Below are 20498 nucleotides of genomic sequence, written 5' to 3'. Positions count from 1 at the left end.
TAATTCCTGTTATGATACTGAGGATATCCCAGCAATACTTGCTATCCCTGATACCTTATTCTTTCAACCAACGTTTCCTTTTTCAGATTACTGCTTAAAACGCAGGAAAGCACAATCTGCAAAAGGCTGACCAGCAAAATCATAGCAAGAATTGGTGTAATTGGAACATGATAGACATTCATTCCAAATATCCCATTATGTTTTGCATAGGAAAAAAGTGCATAGCCGAGCGGCAGACCAATGATCAAAGCTACGCATATGGTGCCAACCGTAAAAATCAGTCCCTGTAACTGCAGGCATAATTTTAATTGTTTATTTGTCATACCCACAGCCTGTAATATACCATATTCCTGCTTTTTTGTCGTAATATTCATGATCATGGTGTTTGCCAGATTCATAAACCCAATGAGACCGACAATTGCCATGAACAGATAGCAGCCAAGCTTCATCATACGGCTTGCGTATTCTGCAGATTGTAACTGTGCATGATAGGTATCCATTTTTATATGCGAAGTATTAGAAATCAAAGTATTCAGACTCTGTTCCACAGATGCAACATCTTTTTTATCACAGTCCACCCACAGATAGCCATAGGCTGTTCCCCTCGGATTCATGGAACGGTATACACCTTCCGGAATGACAAGATAAGTGTCCGCGCTTACAAAGGATCCTGCAATCTTTCCCTGATAGGTATAGGTTTCACTTCCATTCTCAAAGTCAAATACAATAGATTCACCCGGAGCATATCCATCTTGTTCCATCCACGCCGACCAGCCAAAGAAAATTTCACCATTCTTTACCGCCTGATCATAGTCCATAGAGCCAATATCCCCGTCTTGGCGCATAAAATCAAAATCATTTTTACTCACAATATCAGCCGGAAATCTTGTTCCGTTCAGATTTACAGAGACAATCTCTCTCGTCATGACATCTGTCACTCCTGGAATGCTTTTGATTTCTTCAATCATTGAATCATTCAATGGATTATCCGTCAGAATCGTATCCAGATTATTCTCCGGATAGGCTTCATCATAATTCTGGGAATAATCCAGCTGCAACTCAAATTGTCCATGGTTGATTGCAATCCGCGCCTCGTGCTCCGTGTCAATATTCCCAACATAATTAGAGATAATTACAAACAATACACAGGAAAGCCCCATGGTAAGAATCGTAGCAATGGTTCTTTTCGGATTGCCTGTCACATTTGCCATTGCCATGTAAAAAACGGTGACATCTTTTTTGCCTTTTCGTCTGCCCTGTTTTTGCGTTTTGGAGCCGTCAAGATACCGTGTCGCTTCGATGGGTGAAATCCGGGAAACAATTTTCATGGGTTTGCGCAGAGCCAAAACGACCGTAAGAAACGATACAAAAATGCAGATGAGCATAATTGTCAGTGAAAACAGAGGCACCTGATGGTTCTTGATTCCGGACGATACCAGATTTCCCTGCTCCACCAGCCAGTTGAAGCTGACTTTTGCAATCAGGAAACCAAACAGCAGCCCCAACGGTATCGAAGGAACCGCCAGAAGAATGCCCTCACGAAAGATCAACTGCTTCATCTGCTTTCTGGTTGCACCCAGCGCCTTGATTTTTCCGTACTCCTGAACCTTCTGGGCGATCCCGACCTGGAAGATATTATAAATGACCACAACGGAAAACAGCACGATTCCGAGGATCAGGGTTCCACAAACCACAATCATTTCATAGCTCGGCTGCAATACCCACTGCAGGTAGAGGTCATTGATGATCACGTTTTTCTGGTCAATGCCGCAGGAATCCGCGATTTCTTTTATAACAGGCGCAACATTATTCATAGATACATTTGCAGAATCGCTCAAGGTAAAATAGATATTATATTGCCTGTCATTCTCTGCGACGTGCTCATCATAAAACTCCTGCGACCCGAAAGCAACATAAGATGCCTCGATGGTATACTCATCCCGATCATATAGGATTCCGCTGACAACAAATTCTTCCGGCTTATATTCTGACTGCATCCCTGCGCGGTAATCCAGTGTAACCGTATCTCCGATCTTTACATCACCATACCCCATTGCACGAAAAAATGCTCTTCCTGCGGCAATTTCCTGCATTTTTTCCGGATACTTTCCTTCCTTCAACTCATATTCTTTATTATAAGGAAGCATTTTTCTTGCAGTCTCATCCATGCAGACAAACCCGCCTTTTTCATTGCCTTTTATGATACCTTCGGTGCACATAGTGCCTGTAGCATCTATTTCCGCACGGCGGTTTACTTCTTTTAACTGCGATCCGTCTGCGGAAACAAACAGACCATAATTGCTTCCATATGATCCTGCCGCCTGACTTTTCTGTAAATGAATTACCCCATTTCCCACAGTACTGATAATAACAAGCAGCATCGTGGTCAGACAGATTGCCATCATGATCAGTATACTTCTTGTCCTGTTCCTTTTGTCATTGCTATATGCAATCCTGCTTATTGTCTTCATCTGAAATCCACCACCTGTCCGTCCTCAATCACCAGAATACGGTCAGCGACCTGTGCAATTTCGTCATCATGGGTAATCATTACAATTGTCTGTCCATATTTTTTTGCTGTCATCTTAAGCAGAGCGATTACCTCATCACTGGTCTTAGAATCAAGATTTCCTGTCGGCTCATCTGCAAATATAATTTCCGGACGATTCACCAGTGCTCTTGCAATTGCTACTCTCTGCTGCTGTCCTCCGGATAACTGATTTGGCAGATTATAAATCCGGTTTTCAATCCCCAGAGTTGCAATAATATCATTTACATACGCTTCATCCACTTTTCTTCCATCCAGTCCCAGTGGCAGTACAATATTTTCCCAGACATTAACAGATGAAACCAGATTAAATGCCTGAAAAACAAATCCGATTTTTCTTCTGCGGAAAACAGCAAGGGCATCTTCCTTCATCCTGTATAAATCTTTCCCTGCTAAAGTAACACTGCCTTTTGTCGGGGTGTCTAGCCCTCCAAGCATATGAAGTAATGTACTTTTACCGGAACCTGACTTTCCAACAATTGCGACAAATTCTCCCTGCTCAATCTGAATGTCCACCTGATTGACCGCTTTAACCTGATTCTCACCTGCGCCATAAAACTTACAAAGCTGCTTGGTTTCTAATATCACACTCATGTGTTGCCTCCTTTTCATCCTACATCCAAATTGTATCAGGGCAATCTTTCATTTCACTTTCAAAAAACGAGCAGAAGTCTTACAGAATTGTAAGATTTCTGCTCACTTAAAATTTAGCCAACATATGGTAATTGAATCACAAACGTGCTTCCTTTTTTCTTTTTGCCGGAGGTTACCGTAATCGTACCTGCGTGTTTTTCGATAATTTCTCTCGATAGAAAAAGTCCGATTCCTGTACCACTCTTTTCCATGACCTCCTTGGAACTTCCTCTGTAAAATCGTTGAAAAATTTTGTGATACTCATTCTGCGGAATACCAATTCCCTGATCCTCAATTTCCATTCTTACAAGATAGTTTCTTTTTTGTAACCGGATAAATATTTTTGAACCACACGGACTGTACTTGACCGCATTATCCAGAACGTTGATCACAGCTTCACCAAGCCACCTTTTATCCTGCATAATCGTGCATGTTTCCAGCTCTTTTTCATAGTCAAAAACGAATTCAATTTCTTTCTCATCCGCTTTAGGATAAGTGCGGTTCACAGCAGATATGACAGTATCCATAAGCGGAAGTCTTTTCTTATTAATCTGAATCAGTCCAGTTTCCATCTTGGATATTTCAAGAAGCGACTGCAATAATGTCTCCAGTCCATCCAGAGCACTCCGACAACGGATACGAAACTCCTCCTGTTCTGTGGCACTTAAGTCATTCTGCATCAGCACACTAAAACATGTATCCAAAGCTGCAACCGGTGTCTTTAACTGGTGAGAAATATCAGAAACCATTTCTTTCGTGTTCTCCTTTTCTGCCCTTGCTTCTTCCTTTATCAACTGAATATGATGTCCGATTGCTTCAAGCTGGTCATTCAATTTTTCCAGTTCTGCATGATTTTCCGTTTTCAGTAAATCATTAAATTTATTTTCACGGAATCTGATCAGAATTTCTTCCAACTGGTCTAAAATTTTCTGATGACACGCATCTTCTTTTTTCTTCCAATAAAGTAAAAAAGTCAAAAGAAACACGCATATCACAGTGCTTACAGCACCGATCACCATAACCTGATGCTGGAATTGCGAATAAAATGCATTCCCTTTATTTCCCCAGTATCCATATTGCTCCAATAATCGCCTTCCCTGTTCGTTAGTTTCAATATCCTTATCCTTAAGCAATTCCGAAACAGCATCCAGCCCGGAAAATTCTTCCTTTGCAGCAATCTCTGTCATAAGATTCATTTTATATTTATAATCTTCATAAAACACATACGTGGTAAAGCAATTTAATATTGCAAACAATAATATGACAGGTAATACCAAGGAGAGCACTACTGTAATCTTCTTGCGATATCTCTTTGTCACTGCCTTACCTCCTGATTCCATATATACCCAAGACCTCTGATATTCTTTATATAGACCGGTGCAGCCGGATTGTCTTCGATTTTCTCACGGAGTCTTCTGATATTGACAGCGATTGTATTTTCATCCACAAAATCCCCTTCCAGATCAAACACATTTTCCAATATTTGTGTTTTTGAAAGAATCTGTTTCGGATTCTGAAGAAAAAAAGTCAGCATTTTCAACTCTGTTTTTGTCAGACTGATTTCACGACTCTTTATCAGGACTTTCATTTCTCCTGCGATAAATACGATATCTCCCGAAATCATCTTTCCGGCTTCCGTTTTCTCCTGTCTGCGGCGGAAATGTGCTTCTATTTTCAAAAGAAGTACCGAAAGACTAAACGGCTTTGTAATATAATCATCTGCCCCTGCTTCATATCCCATGACCTGATCCATCTCCTGATCTAGTGCTGTAAGACAAATAATGTATGTATTATAATTGCATCTCATCCACCTTACAAATTCCAGTCCATTCCCATCCGGAAGATTCACATCACAAATGGTAACATCCACATTATTATCACTTGCAATTCTTTTCGCTTTTTTCACTGATTCTGCTGAAAAAACCTCATATCCGGATTTTTTCAGTGAAAATGTAATTCCACGATTTAAATTTTCATCATCTTCAACCACGAGTATACCTGGCATAGCATCTGCACCTCTCTTTATTAACTTATTCATCGTTAAAATGCTTCAATGCCTCCACAATTGCACTCTCTTTATCTCATCATATGTAGCCTTAGTCTCTGCAGATGTTATATCCATATCATCAAGTTCAATCGTGACATTAATGTAATCATCCGGCTTTTATTTCAGTTGGGACAAAAGAACAACCGTCTCGACATGTGTATCAAATTAAAACATATCCCCACAAAACTACAGATATCTAGGCAATATTATTACAGTACAAATACCGTTCGTCTAACCCTTTTCACACAAGTATTGCTTGTTACGGCAATCTCCTTTCCATCAATTTTCTCCGCATTTTATCTAGTTTTAATATTTGTTTATGCTCCCAGTCCTTTTCTATTGTCTTTAAATTAACGAATGCAATAATTTTATCAATATTTTCATTTGCCTTAAACATTTCTGATAATTGCTTAATATCATCTTTATCAATCTTCCGATAAGGAATAGCCAGTCTTTTAAACTCACTTGGCGTTAATTCTGAAACGCCTCCAGCATAATACCGCCCATAAAATTCGCATTGAGTTAATGTCAATGAATTATAAAAGCAAAATGCCATGCTCTCTTTATCATATGCAGAATCCAATCTCATATTATAAGCAATATCTGTTGTATAAAGATCTGTTTCATTTACACATATTCTTGGAATTTTATCATACCTTTTAAAGAAAAAAAGATCACCATTTCGTACAATTGGTACTCCATACCATGGTTTCCTATTTCTGCATTTATATCTGTCTTTTAATTTTACTTCCGCTGCATTTTGTTTTTCTCCAATAGTTGTCAAATATTCCCTCAAAGATTTCGAAAGTAATTTTTTATCAACATGTGATAGATTCAATAAATAAATTCTATTCCCTCTTTCTCCGATTTTTTCAACTACATCTTGAGTTAATATAAACTGACCATTTACTATAATACTTTTAGCAATTGTCGGTAAAACAAACTCATGGCACTCCAATTGTTCTACCTGTTCTTTCGTTAAAATAAACTCATTATTTGCTCCAGTTACAATTCCAGGCGAGGCCTCACACACTTCGGAAACCTTCTTGTATTTTGAGTCAATCATGTTCAACAAATCAATATCTTCATCTGAAAGAATGGCATTCGTCCATTTTTTCAATGGTTTATTTCTTTGAATTTTAGAGCAATAATATGGGTAATCTGAATCTAATTGAGCATAAATCTTAAAATTAATATATGGTTGATTCTTAAATTCATTTGTCAAATAAACCAAACAAGATTCTTGTTCTATTTTTGGAAACATCCTTTCTTTAAAAGACAGAATATGTATTGTATCAAAATGTTCTTCCAAAAACAATCTAATCTTCTCTGCGTATTGAACCTGAAGAAACTCCATCGGGAGCACAAAAAAAATAGTTCCCTCTCTTTCCAAGCAAGATACCGCTGCTAGCACAAAAGCAACCCACATATTTTGCATTAAAGAATTAGGTAATTGAAATTTCTCGCATATTTCTTTTGCTTTTTCTTTTGAATTGTTTTCCATATTTTTAATATTAATGTATGGTGGATTTCCAATAATCAACTGGTACTTTTCACTTGTCTTCTCTGCAAAATCTAGAAAGTCGTCTGCAACTATCTCTACTTGCTCTAGATAACCTCTATTTTTTAACTGTCCTACCTTTTCTTCGATTAATTCTACGGCCACAATCTTTTCAATACTTTTTTCCTTTTCAAAGGCATCTAAAAATCGCCCATCCCCCACTGACGGTTCTAACACTTTGCCATATATTTTATGCTCTCTTGCCAAATATTCTTTCATGAATTGAATCGTCCTATATGGCGTATAATAAGAGCCTGATAACTTATCCTCTATCTTTTTCATTATTGTATTCCGCCTGTCACTGCCATACGATTTCTTTTCTTTAATAAAATGCTGAGCGTTTCACCTAGTTTGCGTTTACATTCTTCATCCTTTTCAACCTGATACTTGCCCTCAATCTGCAATCCCAAATAGTCTAAACGTCTTGTCTCATATCCTAAGTGAAGGGCATCGTAAAATTGTTGTACGAATTCGTCATCCTGATATGTATCGCAAATCTGAATGTAATAGTCTTCATCTCTCTTAAAAACAGTTGCTATATTCCCGTTATCTACATTAAGCAAATCATCATATGGTGGCTTGATTGTAATCCCACGTTTTCCACGATTACATGATATGCACGCCCATGCCAGATTAATCATCCTACCTGCTTCTGTCCTTCCCGCTGTTGTATCTGGAAAAGAAGCCTCATTAAAAAAATGATCAACTTCAAAAGACTCTACTGGCAGAAGTCCCCACATAGCACCACAATATGCACACTTATTATTATATATTTTCGCAAATTTTTTATGGTACTCACTATTCCGCTCCTTCACCTTATTATATATTATCTTTGTCCGTGGAAACGCTAGTTTTATTTCTTTTTCTAAAGCATTTTTTTGTTCCTCTACCTTATCCAATACGGGACAATATGTTGTATTTCTATAATCATTATCTCTTGCCATATTACTTGCTCCTATTCCATACTCTGGAAAGCGATAATTAATTTATCAATATCCTCTTTAGACAAATCCTCATAATCATTTATCCCATTTAAAGAATCCACTGTCTTTTCAATCAAAAACTTTTCAATTCCTTTATTGCTCTCCAATTTTTTAGAAATATTTCGAAATGTAATTACTCTCTTTATACTCTCATCTATTTTGCTTTTTAACACTCGTTCATAGTATTCCTTTGATGTCTCCGAACTTCCACTCCTATACTTTGGGATAATATCAAAGTCATTATTTTCACCATTCTGTGAAATTACCAACACCTCAATAAAAGGAAATACTTTTCTCAATATCATTCTAAATTCTTCCCCCGAAAACTTTCCTTTACATTTTACACTATCGTTTTCAAACAATCTAGAATCAATCAGTATAACGTTTGCAGAAGCTACTTCTGGAGAATCCAACAAACCTTCATAACCTTTGTTAACTTCAAATTCAACTTCCTGATATCTCACCTCATACTTATCATTCCGATAAATATCCTCTAAATAAGAGGATATTGCCTCGTCTCGGTCATCGTCAATATAAACAAGGTTTATTATTTCTTTTATTTTCATATTTTATCTCCTAACATAAATTCAATTTTAAATCCATTTAACCCTTCAATTTTTAATATCTTTCCGCCTGTATTAGCAATCGTATTATTCACAATCCACATCCCTATTCCATGACCTTTTTTTCTTGATGTTTCATGCACCTCCAAAATACGCATGGGATCAAACTTATATTTCTCTGAAAGTCCCTTCCCTTTATCCTTATACACCATATTAATATATCTTCCTCTTTTTTCAACATATATATGAATTTCCAGCATGTTTTCAGCATCATTTTGTTGTATACTATTCAATATCAAATTATCAAATATCACTCTGAAAATATCTTTAGCACTTCTATATTCTAATCCTTCTTCTATATGCAATTGAATATTAATCCATGAATAGTCCTTTTCCCAAACAAATTTTATATTTTTAAAAAGTTCATATACATTAATATCCTCTGGCACAAACTGCTCTTTTTCAGATTCTGACAACATCACATCCATAAAGGTAATAATTTTCCTATTAATTCTTCTGTTTTTTTCTAAAAGTGCCGGAACATCTCTATGCATATACTTCATATTTTCAGGCTCATTCACAGCATCCCAAAGCTCATATCTTTTTAATGCTCTAATAATGTAATCGACATTCTCGTCAATACTATTTCTATCATTATACATTTCATGTGCAATAGAAGTTGCTTTTAATCCAGAGGTGGCAAGCATATTCAGCAGACGAATATCATATTTATACCTTCTTTCTGTTTCATCCATCTGTTTCTTACTTTCTCTATTTTCTTTTTTCATCTGTTCCAATTCGTCAAGAAACAATTTCTTTTCTTCTGATGACAGTTCTGTTAATCTTTCTGGATTTTTTATTACATTGTCAATAACTTTGGGCTTTTTTTCTTCTTTTGACTCGTTATATTTATTTGCAATACAGCGAACTATGCTTTGTCGGTACCTTTCAAAAGAATTTATCCCCGCAATAATAATTGCAATAAACACTTTATAAATATCATTTTCTACTAACCCCTGTCTATTCATCAAATCAAATAATCCTTTATTTTCCTTTTTATCAATAATAACTTTACCTGACATTTGATTTTCACGAACACGCCATGAGCCTGTAGGGTGACTGGCCGCTGCTGGAGACTTTCTAGACCTTTTCCCAAATCCAAGCCAGTCTTTCTTACCTTCGTAAGATGAAATACTAAATGCATTTCTGTACAAAACAACACCCGCTTCATACCGATCAACCAATATTCTATGCTTATAAAAATACTTTTCCGCATCAAATGTAGAAGGATTTTTTAACGAAAAATACAATTCAGCCGAAAAATCGCCCACATTTTCCAATACCTCTTTCCATTCTTCAAGAGTTGCTTCTTCAGATAAATCATTTTTCATTTCACCCAGTTCGTCCACGATATTTAGTTCTATTTTCTGTTCTTTTGTATCAATATCTGGACATAACTTTTTTACATTTTCTTTAAATTCATCTGATTCTATATCACATACTAGCTTCTGAAATTTTGCAAGATACTGTAGTCTTATTACACTAACGCAGTTAACGCCTAACTGTATTTTCCCAAAATATCGCGTTACAGCTTTTCTGTCTTCTTTATATTCTACCTGTATTTTCATTTTATCATCATTATAAGTTCTAGACAAAAATTCACGCAAATTACGAACTCTCGATTCTGTCCAATTGTCCCGAAGCTGCTCGATAACTATTTTTGTACCTCTTTCTTTTATCTCCTGATAAGTTTCCAAAGTATTTGTATTCCAATCAGTCTTCCACAAAACTGCTTCTTGTTGATCCATTTTCGTATAAACACTGGCTTTTGCACCCAGTCGAGCTATAGCAAATCTACCGACTCCTTTGGAACCTGCCAACACCCTCGCAGTCTCTCCCGCACCTATAATATATTTTTTATCACTTATACCAACATGCATCCACGCCCCAAGTATTTTTTGACGATTCATTCCAATTCCATTATCTTCAATTATAATCCGACTCTTAGAAATGATAATAACAACATCTAGTGACTGGGCATCATATGCATTTTTTACTAGCTCTAATATTGCAGATTCTTCATTTGTAAAATTCTGTACTCCCAGCACTTCTGCAATTGTACTATCTTCAATAATATATTTTAACTTTTCCATGGATCGCCCTCCGAATCAGCACTCAACTCTTTTATAGTAATTATACCCTCTACAAGAAATTGATATAATCCCTCATACATCTCTCAAATAAATCTAAAAATCATTTTTTACGCTTGTCCAAAATACCTCAACGCATCCTTTATCGCTTCCACTTTCTCCGCTGTCGGATGCTTCCTCGACTGTTTCAATTCTTCTACCGCATTAGGAGCATCGTACATCGGCAAGCCTAAATCTCTCTTTACCTCTGCGATATATGCGGTATGTACCTTGAAGCCATATTTAGCTTCTATGTACTCCTTTATCATTTTGTAGGTCACTCATTCCTTGGGCTTGTATTCTTCGGCTCTTTTAGCGATATTATCAAGCGGAACTTTTCCCTCACCATCACCAAACTCAACTTTTACGTTGATATGTCCGTCTGGCTTTTTGTGGGAAAGCAGTACTACCGTCTCCACATGCGGTAAAAGTTACTTCTTATACTAAATAGCGAAACCGTCACCTTTTGCGAAAAGGTTCATACCCCACTTAGGGGGATAGCGTTTACCCCACATTCTAGTGTTTTTTTCAACAAAGGGGCAAAGAGATAAACGTATCATAGTAATAGCCTCTATTTATGCATATAACTACTATTTCTTACATACCTCTGTCTGCCCTTCCTGTGACTATCTTAATTTCTAAAAAATAGAGCCAGTATATGGCTTGGCAATAAATTCTTTTAAAACATAATCATAGTCAACAATTGACATTAAAATAACATTTCCGATTCCAATTTGCGACTCGATTTTAAGATAGTTCTCCGTTGTTATATTATTACTTTTGCCTTGTTCTATTCCAGTTGCCTTTACCCATATTGGAAATGATTTTAGTTCTCGTATTAACTCACTTGGTTGAACATCATGATACATATTCAAAAGTCTAAATAACTCATCCAAACTTGCTTTAACGGACATTGTCGTATTAAAGTAAAAGAATAGTACTTTTTTCAAATCTATATTTTTAGTAGTCTTTAATGCTATATTCAAATTTTTATTACGTGCATATCCAACTTTGGGTGTTATCTTATTTGGTTTTACTATAACATTTGATAAGGCATCTCCTAATTCAAAAAGATTGATATTAGTTCTAAAATCTCCATTTACTAAATCTAAGAAAAAAGGTATAAAATAATTGACTATTTTTTGCGATGGCCTTCCTAAACCCTTCAAAATAGCATAATCTTTAGCATTCATTACATATCCATTATTTATTTTTTGAATATACAATATATATGCAAATTGTTTTCGCTCACCTTTTTCCTTTAAAACTAATTTTAATAAAGTATCATATGAACTCTCATCACTTTCCAAATCACATAACACTTCTTCTATTAACTCAATAGTTAACAGCAGTTTATTTGCTCCAACTAAACACTCGATAAAAATACGTTTTCCTTTGCGAGCCTTTTTTCCCAAATCTCCCAACCAACCTGTATCGTATGCTAATTGTATAAATGCATCTCTATCTTTATACCATAACCCACTAAGAATCTTTTTTATTCTCGGATCATTTTTATACAGAAACAAACTTTTAGTAGAACCAATGCCTCTTATTTTATCCCAATTTTGAGAAGATCTATAAAGTGTGTATATTAAATCTACCAGTTGTTCTTCATTCATATTTTTTGCCAACTGAATTATAATAGCTTTGTCAACTTCATGATTGTAAATATACCATTTTATCGCTTTCATATTACCCATCACATTGCATGCAAGAAGGTAATATGTAATATCTTTACTATTCAGTTTTTTTATATTTTCTTTCCATATCCCACTAGATTTATCATAAAATTTTATTTTTCTTGGCTCAAAATAATTATTTAAAGTTTTCCAGATATATTCCTCAACCGTTGCATTTTTTTCACATGTCAAAGCACATATACACCCCAAATAAATATTAAGGTCACAAACGGTAATAATAAAATTTTCTCTATCTTTACCACGCAAACTGTGTGCCATATATTTTATTGAGGCATAATACTTATCTGATTGACACTTATCTCTAATTTGATTTTTTCTTATTTTCAAGACTGTATCACCGCCAATTCTTCCATAGCATAATAGTAATCCTGGTATGCCTGATGCGAAAATACATATAAATCTTCTCTTTTTTCTAATATACCTAATTGCAAAACTATATCTAATGCATATAATGCATCATACTGAAATCTATATGTATCCATACTTTTAGAACAATACTTCAGTACCTCTGACTCTGTCATTCCTGAATTTGCTTCTTTCTTTTCGAGGCTCTCAAATGCAATCATTCTCAAAAGGTATATTATTCGCTTTATATCCAATCGTGCATCCTGTTTTTCTTCTTTTTCCCTTACCAATAAGCAGTTCAGAAATTCAGCGATAATTTCACCTTCACTATGTGGAATTTCCTTCTTATATCGCACAATCTCTATTAACCTCGATAAGATCAATGGCGTATTTATTATTTGCACAAATCTCTCACTTCCATTAATTGAGGTAAACAAAAGTTCTTTCACGTCTTCTTCATCTACATTTTTTTTAATAAAATCTCTCATTTCTTCTTTAGATAATTTTATCAAATTAAAAATTGGCACATTATTAAAATCCCTAGTATCTTGTGGACGATTAGTAATTATAATAAATGTTTTGGGATAATCTCTAAGTAATTGCTTTATCTCGCGCATTCTTAAAGTTTTTAAATTGCTACCTCCATCAGCTGGTATTTCATTTAAACCATCCAAAAATAGATTGATTTTTCCTTCTTCTAAAAGAGATTCACATATATCTACCCCAATATCAAGTTTATCACATATATACTGTTTTATTGTATACGTGGCTTTTGTCATAACTCCCAATAAAACTAATACGGGAATATTATAGTTTGAATCTTTCAATCTTTTTTTTGCATCCATGTATGTTAAATATTCTAATGTCGTAGTCTTCCCCATACCAGCTTCGCCCCATATCATCATCCTTCGTTCTGGTATACTATTATCTCTTAAGTATTCAACAGTGCCTTTTCTTCTCCTAGAATCAGATGTATCATCCTGATATTCGATAACATAACTACCCAATACAGAAAAATTCTCTTCTCCCCTTATATGAATAAATCTAGACATTCTTTTTTTTAATTGCTGTGTAATCTCATTTAAGTAATTTTCAATATTCAATTCATTATTAATACTCTTCTTTTTCAGATTACTGATCAATGCCTTTTTATTTATTTCTACTGCTCTTAAACAAGTTATCAGCACACTATCCAAATTGGTATATATTTCTCTTCGTGTCCAACCTACATATGTGTGCGACTCACTATTTCTTAATGCATATGATCTTGCTACATGTTCCATATAATTACCATCGCACAAATAGTCCTCTGGCTTTCGATCTAATTTCTTATTATCTGGATTAAGACCTAATTGAGCAATTACATGCGCTAAACCCAAATTCTCTTGTACTATCTTATCGTATTCATCTTCATCAATAAGTAAAATCATTTTTTTCAAAAGAGGTTCTATCTTGATGACATTAGACAAACACAGTTTTATATCATTTATAGTAGTCTCCCCATCAAAAATTTTACCTAAGGAAACATACAGTCTTTCTTCAATACCTACCAATTCCTTTTTTCCTGTTTTCAGAATAATTACTGAAAGCAGTATATCTATAAGTTCTCTCAAATTTTTATATCTATAGCTTGCATTTATTTCAGCCTCGATTTCATTTCCAATTGTATTTCTATCCATTTTTTTCCTTTCCAACTATTATTTTTCTGCAAGTATTTTTATTATAATCCATGCTATGAAAGTTTCTTGATAATAAAATCTTTTATTTCTTAAACAAATCTATTTTTCCTCTTTTACTGTAATCAAATGGAACTTTACTATTTGCTGCATTTCTCAATCCCATTCCTATTGCAATACTGTACCTTTTGAATGTTTCTCCATTCAGATTTGCATAAAAAGTAAACGCCATTTTTATTTCATCATCCCACTTATTCCAAAGAACCGGACTTAACACCATATTCTCCGAAAATAAAGGTAAAATCATTGAAAAATAATATTTGATTTTTTCTAAAGGTGCATTATTTATTTGTTCAAAAAACTTGGCATAAATATGTTTCTCAGTAGATAAACAACTCAACAGTATATATGACTTTGTATCCTCTGGAAAAGCAGTTATAGCAATTCGATGCATGACACCTTTTTTAGTATGCTTTATCCTTCTACCATTTAAATCATAATCCGGTGCTATAAATGCATAATTCGCAAAATTAATTCTTTCTGGAATAGTTATTACACAAGTCTCTATTCCATTGTATGTGCCAGACAATATCTCTGAATCGAAATGCCTCTTTACAGGTTCAAACTCTTTCAAGCGTAATTGCGACACTTTATATAAGCCAACCATCTGCGGTAGTTGAAAAACAGGTGGTCTTTTCTTAAAACATTGCTGAAAAATTTTATGTGAAACTTCCTGCTTATAGTATTCAAAAATAAAGGCTTTATATGCATAGACAAATTTCATTGGTTCGCTATTTACATCAAAATCTGGCGCTCCTTTTTCAATAACAGCAAAGGCAATATTGTCATGTCTATCGCAAAAACAAGTTTCTGTTGTAGCATCATTCGCACTAACCTTGGAGAACTCCACCATCACTTCCGGTTCCTCGCCCTCAATAGGTATAATAAGTGGTTGTCGTTTTTTATCCATAGTATATACATGGCGTTCAGTCCCTGCGAGTAATGATATGATTTTATTATTTTGCAGTACATGAGCATTTTTTATCTTACCATTACAATTGCTTTGGTCGGGATGCATACAGCATTTAACCATAGCTTTTCTCATCTGCTCCATAATTTGTACTTCTGGAGGTTTCTTGCTCTGTATAGGCTGCTAATCTGGTTTTCCTTTGCAGCATTCTTTAAATTTTTTTCCACTTCCGCATGGGCAATCTTCATTATTAAATATCTTAAAATATGCTAACGGATTCATCCGACTCACCTCTATTCACTTCAAATACGCTATATATTTTACCACATCCACCTACATTTTACTATCCGAAAAAGAGCAAGAAAAAAGCCGATCAGGAATCGCAACTCCCAATCGGCATCTGTTCTTACTCTTCTTCATTTTTACATTCAATCTCCGTTCCGTCCAGAAACACCACCAACAATGTTCCATCCTCAAAAACCTTGATATGGTCCAGCGTTTTCAGCATGAAGTCCGTATCCATCTCTGTCAAAGGTTCTGCCCCATCGGTGTACTCTATGAACTTCTCTGCTCGATAACCTTCCAATAGGTTCTCGCTCTGAAGCTGTTCTGTCCACTGCTCCATGAAATCCTCTCGGTTCTCCACTAATACATTCCAAGCCATCAGATAAGCCTTTATCAGCGTTTCTTCCTCTACGTGACGGTTGGCACATCCCATGACTCCTTTAACCTTATAGCGTTCACTGCATTGCCATACCTTACGGTCAACGCCCGTGCTGCTCCGCCAGCCTTTCCGTGCAAATGCCTTATTACAGTCTCCGCAAATTATCTTGGATGCGAATGGATTGCTTTCCAGCCGATGGGAATAGGAGTTTGTCCCATGCTCCTCGAGATACTTTTTCCTGCGTTTTATTTCAAGCTGTACACATTCCCAAATCCGCTTTGAAATGATGGCATCGTGGTCATCCTCCACATAAAACATCTGAATTTTCCCTTTGTTCTGTGTACGTTTCTTGGTGAGGAAATCCATCGTATAACTTTTCTGCAACAAGGCATCACCCTTGTATTTTTCATTCTCCAACATACTCATTAAGGTTGTGGACTGCCACTTCGTACCTCCATCCCAGTTTCTCACACCTTCCCGTTCAAAAATCCGCTTGATGTAATCGGTTGTTTTTCCGTCCAGGAATTTCTGATACAATCGTATTACAATCGGCTCCTGTGTCCTGTTGATTACCAGCTTCCCCGTTTCATCCGTATCGTAGCCAAGAAAACGCTTTGTACTCATTTTGTGTTTTCCTGTTTCAAACCTTCTGCGGATTCCCCATGTGCAGTTCTCTGAAATGAACCGGCTCTCATCCTGTGCCAGTGAGGAAAGAATGGTCAGCAGCACTTCGCCCTTTGCATCGAGGGTATTGATATTTTCCTTTTCAAAAATAATCCCTATCCCCAAATCTTTCAACTCTCGCACATAGTTCAAGCAATCCAGCGTATTTCTTGCAAATCTGGAAATGAACTTGGTAATAATCATGTCAATTTTCCCCGCCCTGGAATCAGCAATCATACGGTTGAATTCATCCCTCTTTTTGGTATTGATTCCTGAAATACCTTCGTCTGCATAAGTTCCTGCATATTCATAGAGTGGATTCTCACTGATGTAATTTGTGTAATAATTGACTTGGTTCTCATAGCTTAATAACTGTTCTTCTTGGTCGGTTGACACTCGGCAGTACGCTGCCATCTTCAATTTCTGCACTGACTGTGCTGTTCCTGATTCCGCAGTCGAAATCTGCTTTACTGGTATAACAGTAATGCTTCTTGCCATTTTTAACCACCTCCTCAATCACTGTCTGTTCCGTAATGTTCAAGCCCTGCAATTCGACATCATCAATCCTTATCCCTTTACACGCCTTGACTCCCTTTTCAATGTAGGTGCTGCAAAGCCATTGGATTTTCTTCTTGTAAACCTGTCTGCGCCGGAGCGTTTTTCCGCAGTAAGGACAAATCAACATTCCACTTAGGGGATAGCGGTTTTGGAACTTCATTGTGCTGTCCTGCCCGATATTCCTGTCACGCTTCCTCTGTTCCCTGACTTCCTGCACCTTTTCCCATACCTCCGGCGATACAATTGGCTCGTGATTTTCCGAAATGTAATAACTCTGCACTTCCCCATTGTTTTTCCTTGTATGGTTTCTTTTATTTTCAGGGGTGTAATACTTCTGCAGATGAAAATCCCCTTTGTATTTCTCATTGCAAAGCACCCCATTGATGGTCCCGCTTTCCCATGTAGTTCCCGTCACCGTTTTCACGCCCAGGTAATCAAGCAGCTCGCCAATCCTTGACGAGCCAACATTCATTAGATAAAGGTCAAAAGTCAGACTGACAATTTCTGCTTCCTTTCGGTTTACAATCAAATCCCCATATTCGTTTTTGTCATAACCGAGGAAGCGGGAAGTGGTAATCATCACTTCCCCTCTCTCAAACTTCTTCCGAATGGACCATTTATTGTTTTCATTCATGCTTCTGCTTTCTTCCTGAGCAAAAGAAGCGAGGACGGCAAGCATCATCTCACCGTCCCCTGATAGAGTGTTAATGTTCTGTTCTTCAAAAAAATACCGACACCCAGTTCCTTCAGTTCTCTTGCGAACTTTAGAACGGTGACGGTATTTCTCGCAAACCTCAATATAGATTTTGTAATAATCAGGTCAATCTCTCCTGCCCTTGCCTTCTCCATCATTCTCTGGAACTGTGGTCGGTTCTCACAATAACCGGATATGCCTTGATCAGCAAATACTCCGATAAATTCATATTCTGGATTTCCGGTAATCAGTCTCTCATAGGTTTCCATCTGATTTTCAAGAGAGTCTTCCTGTCTTCTGCTATCTGTGGAAACTCTGGCATAAGCACAAACCCTTTTCTTTTGTAAGACCGAAGCTGGTCGTTTGTTAATCACTTTTACTCGCACGTTACATCACTTCCTTCAAAAAACCTTTTCTGGAACTCCTGAATCCTTCGGAAAATGGCTTGTGCATCCTCTACCTTGTCAATGCACACCACATCCACATTTTTCTTACTGCAAATCAGCATGAACTCCATAAACTGTCCCCAGTTACGGGCAATCGTGGCAGCCCTCATGGTAACCACCACATCTATCTTCTTTGCTGCGGTTTCCACCCACTCTTTTTCCACTCTGTCCAAACTTATTCGATAAAAAAAGACCAGACATTTCGCCTGATCTTTTCATACTAATCACTTATTTTTTTCGCAACTGCAATATTGGTACAACTTTTTCCTCTACCTTTAAGGTATCTGGACGCAAATGAAGAAGTTCCTCCATATCTTCTGGATATAAAGTCACTCCATTTTTTTTGAATAAATCCAATATTTCTTTCGCCGTAAGTACATTTTGCTCTATCAGTAAATCAATGGCTCCTTGAAATATATTTTCATTCAAGGAATATGGTACATCGCCAGGTTCTTTAATTCTCCACCCATTTTTTGAAACTTGACGCATTAAATACTGATACTGGTTATCAGACATAATGCCCAACTGGTGTGTCCGGTAAATCATTGCCTGAATAGATACCTTCCACTTATTTTTTAAGAACTGATAATATTTTAAATCTGTAGGATATGAAGCAATGTCTTTACCAAAGCTGTCTTTAGGTAACAAAAATGCACTCGCAAACATGTTCGCCTGACGTTCTCTTGCTTTAAACTCATCTTTTGTTATAGCTTCCAGATCCTCACTCCATGGATGCAATAATATGTGTCCCAACTCATGAGCCATGTCAAAGCGAATTCTGCCTTCTGGTCTGTTTCCTAATGCAACTGCAATAAAATAAATATCATTTCCCGCCACTATAGTTCGCTGACTAAACGCATCTATTTTATCTTCGTTGGTATCAAATCCCGTTACAATTATTCCATTTTTTTCTAAAAGATACTGTAAATCCTTTATTGGTCCAGTACCAATATCCCAATATTTTCTTACCTGAGCAGCAATATCCTCTATTTCTTGAATTGCATCCTCGTTCTCACACTCAAATACATCATCACATCCTACAAAATCAACACTTGGTAAATTCATTTCAGGAAATGAAATGAATTCCAAAAGTATCTCATACATTTTTGCTACATATTCCAACTTAATACTCTGCGCTGTTCTATCTTTCTTTGTAGCACTTGCCAATGAACGAAAATAGGTTGTTTCTGTTTTTGCAGCATAACTATCCTTTTGAAAAAAGTAATCATACGGAAAGTTAAGCTCTGATGCCAAGAGCCTAACTTTCATATAATCTGGTGTGTTATTATCATTCTCATATAAGGAAATTGACTGCTTACTGATTTCAGTCCGCTTCGCTAATTCAGTAAGCGTCAACCCTCTATACATTCTTGCACTTCTTAATCTCTCACCGTAAAACTTTTTTTCTATCATAATCAATATCTCCTGAATTTATTTTCAGGCCTTTTTCTCGATTTCCCGAAGTTTTGGCTTTATACCACTCTTTATAGCAACTAAGCCCTTCTTATCCGGCTTCGCATCTTCGTCTGTATCTTCTGAAGGCCCAATATCTGTAAGCCGTGCAAAGTCTGGTTTAATATATTGCATAAGAGACGCTTCATCTACAATATTAAAATCTTTATCTAAAAACCGCAGTTTAATATCTTTGATTTCCCCATTCTCCGCTTTATATGCAATAATATAATGTTTATAATCTTCTTCTACATTAATCATTCCCTGACTAATTTTTTCAAAATCCTGTTCCAACACATCTGTATCAAAAATCGTGATTCCAAAATCTTCTAATGTCATTTGTCTTTCTTTCGCAATACAATCCTTATTTTCGACATAAAGAACTGATTGTAAATAGTGTGGATTTTCACGATTTTTCTTTTTGGGAACGCCAGACAATGTACCTTCTGTCATTATCGAATAGGTAATATGCTCTTTTCGATCAATGACCATTCTTCCAGACCAACCATACCTCTGGAAAGGAACAAGATCGATATCATCTTTCACCACATGTGTTCTTAAGTTTGTATTGATATTGTCCCCTCTTAGAAGTATAATCGCATTATTAGTTTCCCGATGATTTTCTCTTAAATATTGTTGCAAATCATCCCCGATAGCTTTCTCAATGCAATAAACAATTTTTCTGAGTAAATCATCATTGATTACAATTTGAGTATTTCTATTCATGTCCAACAAAATTACCTCCTGACTTTATTCTGTTTTTAATTTTTACATAAAATATTATTTTTGTCAAGTGGTGCTTCGTT

General features: G+C 36.2%; 18 protein-coding genes and 1 pseudogene. All 19 read right to left on the bottom strand.

Going from position 1 to position 20498, the window contains the following annotated elements:
• Positions 1-41: 41 nt before the first annotated feature.
• The gene (locus tag LI112_RS07230; protein WP_227190427.1) at positions 42-2471 is read right to left on the bottom strand and encodes an ABC transporter permease; all 2430 of its coding nucleotides are present in this window, start codon (positions 2469-2471) and stop codon (positions 42-44) included.
• Positions 2468-3142, bottom strand: a complete 675-nt coding sequence (locus tag LI112_RS07225) for an ABC transporter ATP-binding protein (protein ID WP_006426335.1) — start codon at positions 3140-3142, stop codon at positions 2468-2470. The genes LI112_RS07230 and LI112_RS07225 overlap by 4 nt, the downstream gene beginning before the upstream one ends.
• A gap of 113 nt (positions 3143-3255) precedes the next feature.
• The gene (locus tag LI112_RS18155; RefSeq protein ID WP_237976524.1) at positions 3256-4521 is read right to left on the bottom strand and encodes a HAMP domain-containing sensor histidine kinase; all 1266 of its coding nucleotides are present in this window, start codon (positions 4519-4521) and stop codon (positions 3256-3258) included.
• Positions 4497-5186, bottom strand: a complete 690-nt coding sequence (locus LI112_RS07205; RefSeq protein WP_008120506.1) for a response regulator transcription factor — start codon at positions 5184-5186, stop codon at positions 4497-4499. The genes LI112_RS18155 and LI112_RS07205 overlap by 25 nt, the downstream gene beginning before the upstream one ends.
• Before the next feature lie 301 nt (positions 5187-5487).
• Positions 5488-7071 (bottom strand): Eco57I restriction-modification methylase domain-containing protein, encoded by a 1584-nt coding sequence (locus LI112_RS07195; RefSeq protein ID WP_227190426.1) that lies wholly within the window; start codon positions 7069-7071, stop codon positions 5488-5490.
• Positions 7071-7733 carry an HNH endonuclease gene (locus LI112_RS07190; RefSeq protein ID WP_064787135.1) on the bottom strand — a complete coding sequence of 221 codons (663 nt, stop codon included), beginning with the start codon at positions 7731-7733 and terminating at the stop codon, positions 7071-7073. The genes LI112_RS07195 and LI112_RS07190 overlap by 1 nt, the downstream gene beginning before the upstream one ends.
• 11 nt (positions 7734-7744) lie before the next feature.
• A complete protein-coding gene (locus tag LI112_RS07185; RefSeq protein WP_064787136.1) occupies positions 7745-8338 on the bottom strand; it encodes a hypothetical protein in 594 nt (197 codons plus the stop codon).
• Positions 8335-10488 carry an ATP-binding protein gene (locus LI112_RS07180; RefSeq protein WP_227190425.1) on the bottom strand — a complete coding sequence of 718 codons (2154 nt, stop codon included), beginning with the start codon at positions 10486-10488 and terminating at the stop codon, positions 8335-8337. The genes LI112_RS07185 and LI112_RS07180 overlap by 4 nt, the downstream gene beginning before the upstream one ends.
• 107 nt (positions 10489-10595) lie before the next feature.
• Positions 10596-10946: pseudogene (locus LI112_RS18480) on the bottom strand (RNA methyltransferase); the annotation flags it as partial.
• Between the two features lie 216 nt (positions 10947-11162).
• Positions 11163-12551, bottom strand: a complete 1389-nt coding sequence (locus LI112_RS07170) for a hypothetical protein (RefSeq protein ID WP_227190424.1) — start codon at positions 12549-12551, stop codon at positions 11163-11165.
• On the bottom strand, positions 12548-14248 hold the full coding sequence (locus LI112_RS07165) for an NACHT domain-containing NTPase (protein ID WP_227190423.1): 1701 nt from the start codon (positions 14246-14248) through the stop codon (positions 12548-12550). Before LI112_RS07165 ends, LI112_RS07170 begins: the two co-directional genes overlap by 4 nt.
• An 82-nt stretch (positions 14249-14330) precedes the next feature.
• Positions 14331-15359, bottom strand: a complete 1029-nt coding sequence (locus tag LI112_RS07160) for a zinc chelation protein SecC (RefSeq protein WP_227190422.1) — start codon at positions 15357-15359, stop codon at positions 14331-14333.
• A 39-nt stretch (positions 15360-15398) separates the two neighbouring features.
• A complete protein-coding gene (locus tag LI112_RS18675) occupies positions 15399-15497 on the bottom strand; it encodes an SEC-C metal-binding domain-containing protein (protein WP_227190421.1) in 99 nt (32 codons plus the stop codon).
• 124 nt (positions 15498-15621) lie between these two features.
• Positions 15622-16956 carry a recombinase family protein gene (locus LI112_RS07150; protein ID WP_227190451.1) on the bottom strand — a complete coding sequence of 445 codons (1335 nt, stop codon included), beginning with the start codon at positions 16954-16956 and terminating at the stop codon, positions 15622-15624.
• Positions 16901-17734 (bottom strand): recombinase family protein, encoded by an 834-nt coding sequence (locus tag LI112_RS07145; RefSeq protein ID WP_319638617.1) that lies wholly within the window; start codon positions 17732-17734, stop codon positions 16901-16903. The genes LI112_RS07150 and LI112_RS07145 overlap by 56 nt, the downstream gene beginning before the upstream one ends.
• Before the next feature lie 44 nt (positions 17735-17778).
• Positions 17779-18180: a recombinase family protein gene (locus tag LI112_RS18340; RefSeq protein ID WP_319638616.1), complete on the bottom strand. Its 402-nt coding sequence runs from the start codon at positions 18178-18180 to the stop codon at positions 17779-17781.
• On the bottom strand, positions 18171-18404 hold the full coding sequence (locus tag LI112_RS07140) for a hypothetical protein (RefSeq protein ID WP_227190420.1): 234 nt from the start codon (positions 18402-18404) through the stop codon (positions 18171-18173). The genes LI112_RS18340 and LI112_RS07140 overlap by 10 nt, the downstream gene beginning before the upstream one ends.
• A 64-nt stretch (positions 18405-18468) precedes the next feature.
• Positions 18469-19653: an ImmA/IrrE family metallo-endopeptidase gene (locus LI112_RS07135; RefSeq protein WP_055171782.1), complete on the bottom strand. Its 1185-nt coding sequence runs from the start codon at positions 19651-19653 to the stop codon at positions 18469-18471.
• Positions 19654-19677: 24 nt separating this feature from the next.
• Positions 19678-20418, bottom strand: coding sequence for a DUF5986 family protein (locus LI112_RS07130; RefSeq protein ID WP_081021313.1), 741 nt, complete (start codon positions 20416-20418; stop codon positions 19678-19680).
• Between the last annotated feature and the right edge of the window lie 80 nt (positions 20419-20498).

The sequence above is a fragment of the Blautia sp. 210820-DFI.6.14 genome (assembly GCF_020558815.1).
GTDB classification, from domain to species: Bacteria; Bacillota; Clostridia; order Lachnospirales; family Lachnospiraceae; genus Blautia_A; species Blautia_A obeum.
This window is presented reverse-complemented; position numbering and strand designations above follow the sequence as displayed.

Bases quoted from the DNA above. Each gene is read 5' to 3' on its own strand.
- LI112_RS18155 (WP_237976524.1), bottom strand. From the start codon at position 4,521: ATGGAATCAGGAGGTAAGGCAGTGACAAAGAGATATCGCAAGAAGATT.
- LI112_RS07190 (WP_064787135.1), bottom strand. From the start codon at position 7,733: ATGGCAAGAGATAATGATTATAGAAATACAACATATTGTCCCGTATTG.
- LI112_RS07145 (WP_319638617.1), bottom strand. From the start codon at position 17,734: ATGAATGAAAACAATAAATGGTCCATTCGGAAGAAGTTTGAGAGAGGG.
- LI112_RS07135 (WP_055171782.1), bottom strand. From the start codon at position 19,653: ATGATAGAAAAAAAGTTTTACGGTGAGAGATTAAGAAGTGCAAGAATG.
- LI112_RS07160 (WP_227190422.1), bottom strand. From the start codon at position 15,359: ATGGAGCAGATGAGAAAAGCTATGGTTAAATGCTGTATGCATCCCGAC.
- LI112_RS07185 (WP_064787136.1), bottom strand. From the start codon at position 8,338: ATGAAAATAAAAGAAATAATAAACCTTGTTTATATTGACGATGACCGA.
- LI112_RS07180 (WP_227190425.1), bottom strand. From the start codon at position 10,488: ATGGAAAAGTTAAAATATATTATTGAAGATAGTACAATTGCAGAAGTG.
- LI112_RS07195 (WP_227190426.1), bottom strand. From the start codon at position 7,071: ATGAAAAAGATAGAGGATAAGTTATCAGGCTCTTATTATACGCCATAT.
- LI112_RS07165 (WP_227190423.1), bottom strand. From the start codon at position 14,248: ATGGATAGAAATACAATTGGAAATGAAATCGAGGCTGAAATAAATGCA.
- LI112_RS07130 (WP_081021313.1), bottom strand. From the start codon at position 20,418: ATGAATAGAAATACTCAAATTGTAATCAATGATGATTTACTCAGAAAA.
- LI112_RS07205 (WP_008120506.1), bottom strand. From the start codon at position 5,186: ATGCCAGGTATACTCGTGGTTGAAGATGATGAAAATTTAAATCGTGGA.
- LI112_RS18675 (WP_227190421.1), bottom strand. From the start codon at position 15,497: ATGAATCCGTTAGCATATTTTAAGATATTTAATAATGAAGATTGCCCA.
- LI112_RS07230 (WP_227190427.1), bottom strand. From the start codon at position 2,471: ATGAAGACAATAAGCAGGATTGCATATAGCAATGACAAAAGGAACAGG.
- LI112_RS07225 (WP_006426335.1), bottom strand. From the start codon at position 3,142: ATGAGTGTGATATTAGAAACCAAGCAGCTTTGTAAGTTTTATGGCGCA.
- LI112_RS07150 (WP_227190451.1), bottom strand. From the start codon at position 16,956: ATGGCAGCGTACTGCCGAGTGTCAACCGACCAAGAAGAACAGTTATTA.